Below are 2,901 nucleotides of genomic sequence, written 5' to 3'. Positions count from 1 at the left end.
ACCGCGCTGCCCATCGCGCTGATGAGCCTGGCGTCCCTGCTGGAACACCACCGGCGTGCCGCCGCGTTCGCCTTCACCACGGCGTACATCCCGCTGGCAGTCGCACTCCACCAGCTCGGCCCCGGCGAACCGCCGAGCGAGTTCGTGACGTTCTACCTGGCCGTGGCCCTCGCCTGGGGCGTCGGCGCATGGCACCGCTCCTCCCGCGCCGCGGAAGCCGAGCACCGCCACCGCGTCGCCGAGGACACCCGCACCGCCGAACGCACCCGCATCGCCCGTGAACTCCACGACGTCGTGACCCACCACGTGACGGCGATGGTCGTACAGGCCGAGGCGGCACGCTATCTGACCGCCGCGCCCGACCGCCTCGACCAGAGCCTCACCGCCGTCACGGACACCGGCCGGCGGGCCATCACCGACCTGCGGCACCTGCTCGACCTGCTCAACCCCGACCACGGCACCGAGGCCACACCACCGCCCGTCGGCAGGCTCCTCACCCTCGTCGAACAGACGCGACGGGCCGGGCAGCCGGTGGAGTTCACGGAGGAGGGCACCCCCGCCGAATCGACCGGCAGCGCCGACCTCGTGGCCTACCGGATGGTGCAGGAATCCCTGACGAACGCCCTCAAGTACGCTCATGGCAGCCGCACTTGTGTCCAGGTGCGCCATGGCGAAAGGGAGATCACCGTGGAGGTCGGCACGGACGGCACCGGCTCGGAGGCCGCGCTCACCGGCGGAAGCGGACGGGGCCTGGCCGGTCTCCGCGAGCGGGTGGAAGTCCTGGGCGGCGACTTCAGCGCGGGCCGGCAGCCGGACGGCCGCTTCGTCGTCCGGGGCCGCATCCCCGCGGGCAGCTCCTCATGACCGCACCGGTCCGGGTCCTGATCTGCGACGACCAGGTGCTGATCCGCACCGGGCTGGCGACGATCGTCGACGCCCAGCCCGACCTGGAGGTCGCGGGCGAATGCGGGGACGGACAAACCGCCGTCGAACTCGCCGGGAAGGTGCACCCGGACGTCGTGGTGATGGACATCCGCATGCCGGTGCTCGACGGCATCGCAGCCACCCGCCTGCTGGCCGGTGCCGGAGTGCGGCACCCCGTCAAGGTGCTCGTGGTGACGACGTTCAACCTGGACGAATACGTCTACGAGGCGCTGCGCGCCGGTGCGAGCGGGTTCCTCCTCAAGGACGCACCGCCGGACCGGCTCCTCCACGGCATCCGGACCGTGGCCGCCGGCGCGGCCCTGCTGGACCCCGAGGTGACGCGCCAGCTCGTGGGCAGGTACGCCGCCCGGATCCGCCCCGCCGACGACCACGGACCCGGCATCCCGCTGACCCCCCGCGAACTGGAGGTCCTGCGCCTCATCGCGGACGGCCTCTCCAACAACGAGATCGCCGCGTCCCTCGTGATCAGCCGGGAGACGGTCAAGACCTTCGTCTCCCGCATCCTCACCAAACTCGGCCTCCGCGACCGCGTCCAGGCGGTCGTCTACGCCTACCGCCAGGGCCTGGTGTCCTGAGCGGGCGCACGGCCCGCTCAGGCAGCACCCCGGCTCAGCGCCCGAGCCGCTGCGCGACCTCCGTCGCCCAGTACGTCAGGATCATCCGCGCCCCCGCGCGCCGGATGCCCGTCAGGCTCTCCAGGATCGCCGCGTCCCGGTCGATCCAGCCCTTCTCCGCGGCCGCCTCGATCATCGCGTACTCGCCACTGATCTGGTACGCCGCGACCGGCACGTCCACCGCGTCGGCGACCTTCGCGAGGATGTCCAGGTAAGGACCGGCCGGCTTGACCATGACCATGTCGGCGCCCTCCTCCAGGTCCAGCGCCAGCTCCCGCAGCGACTCCCGGATGTTCGCCGGGTCCTGCTGGTACGTCTTGCGGTCGCCCTTCAGCGAGGAGCCCACCGCCTCACGGAACGGGCCGTAGAAGGCGGAGGAGTACTTCGCGGTGTAGGCGAGGATCGACACGTCCTCGTGGCCCGTCTGGTCCAGCGCGTCCCGGATCACCCCGACCTGGCCGTCCATCATGCCGCTGGGGCCCACCACATGGGCGCCCGCGTCCGCCTGGACCTGCGCCATCTCGGCGTACCGCTCCAGCGTGGCGTCGTTGTCGACGCGGCCGTCCTCGGTCAGCACCCCGCAGTGGCCGTGATCGGTGTACTCGTCCAGACAGAGGTCGGACATGATCACCAGGTCGTCCCCGACCTCCTCCCGCACCGCCCGCAGACCGGCCTGGAGAATCCCGTCCGGGTCGGTCCCCGCCGTGCCCCGCGCGTCCTTCTTCCCGTCCAGCGGGACACCGAAGAGCATGATCCCCGAAACACCCGCGGCGACGGCGTCGACGGCGGCCTTCCGCAGCGTGTCCAGGGTGTGCTGCTGTACGCCCGGCATGGCCGAGATCGCGACCGGGGCGTCGATGCCCTCGCGCACGAACGCGGGCAGGATCAGGTTCGCCGGGTCGAGCCGGGTCTCGGCGACCATGCGCCGCATGACGGGGGTCGTCCGCAGCCGGCGGGGCCGCGAGCCGGGGAAGTTTCCGTAATCGGTCATCCTTCGAGACTAGACCCGCCCGCCTCACCGGCTTACCGACAGCGGAGCCGGAAAAACCCGGCTCCTGCGGACGCCCGACCGCCGCGCGGACGAACCGCGGCCACGCGCCCGGCGGGGTGGAACAGGGCCGGCCGGATGCGAACCGGAGCCCCCCTGTGCGGTGAAGGCGCGAGGACCCCTGCGCCACGAACTCCGCCCCGCCCTGGCCCGTCCCGCCCGGGACCGTACGCGGCGCGCGAGCCGCGGACCGGAAACAGGACGGGCCCGGCCGCTCCGCGAGGAGCAGCCGGGCCCGCACATCTGTCGCCGCCGACCCTCAGGTCGTCGTCCGGCGCCGCCGCGCACCCGGGC

General features: G+C 72.6%; 3 protein-coding genes. 2 read left to right on the top strand and 1 reads right to left on the bottom strand.

Annotated features, from left to right (window positions below; all coding sequences use genetic code 11):
- Positions 1-864 (top strand): sensor histidine kinase (locus tag VN520_RS14960; RefSeq protein ID WP_325747400.1); only part of this gene is annotated, 864 nt, incomplete at its 5' end.
- Positions 861-1,520: a response regulator transcription factor gene (locus VN520_RS14955; RefSeq protein ID WP_325747399.1), complete on the top strand. Its 660-nt coding sequence runs from the start codon at positions 861-863 to the stop codon at positions 1,518-1,520. The genes VN520_RS14960 and VN520_RS14955, both read left to right, overlap by 4 nt.
- 34 nt (positions 1,521-1,554) lie before the next feature.
- Here the strand turns inward: VN520_RS14955 and hemB are convergent, their stop codons facing one another.
- Positions 1,555-2,550, bottom strand: a complete 996-nt coding sequence (gene hemB, locus VN520_RS14950) for a porphobilinogen synthase (protein ID WP_325747398.1) — start codon at positions 2,548-2,550, stop codon at positions 1,555-1,557.
- Positions 2,551-2,901: the final 351 nt, after the last annotated feature.

Source organism: Streptomyces sp. (genome assembly GCF_035563135.1).
Classification (GTDB): Bacteria; Actinomycetota; Actinomycetes; order Streptomycetales; family Streptomycetaceae; genus Streptomyces.
The sequence above is the reverse complement of the archived record's forward strand: the minus strand, read 5'-3'. Positions and strand labels throughout refer to the sequence as shown.

Bases quoted from the DNA above. Each gene is read 5' to 3' on its own strand.
- hemB (WP_325747398.1), bottom strand. From the start codon at position 2,550: ATGACCGATTACGGAAACTTCCCCGGCTCGCGGCCCCGCCGGCTGCGG.
- VN520_RS14955 (WP_325747399.1), top strand. From the start codon at position 861: ATGACCGCACCGGTCCGGGTCCTGATCTGCGACGACCAGGTGCTGATC.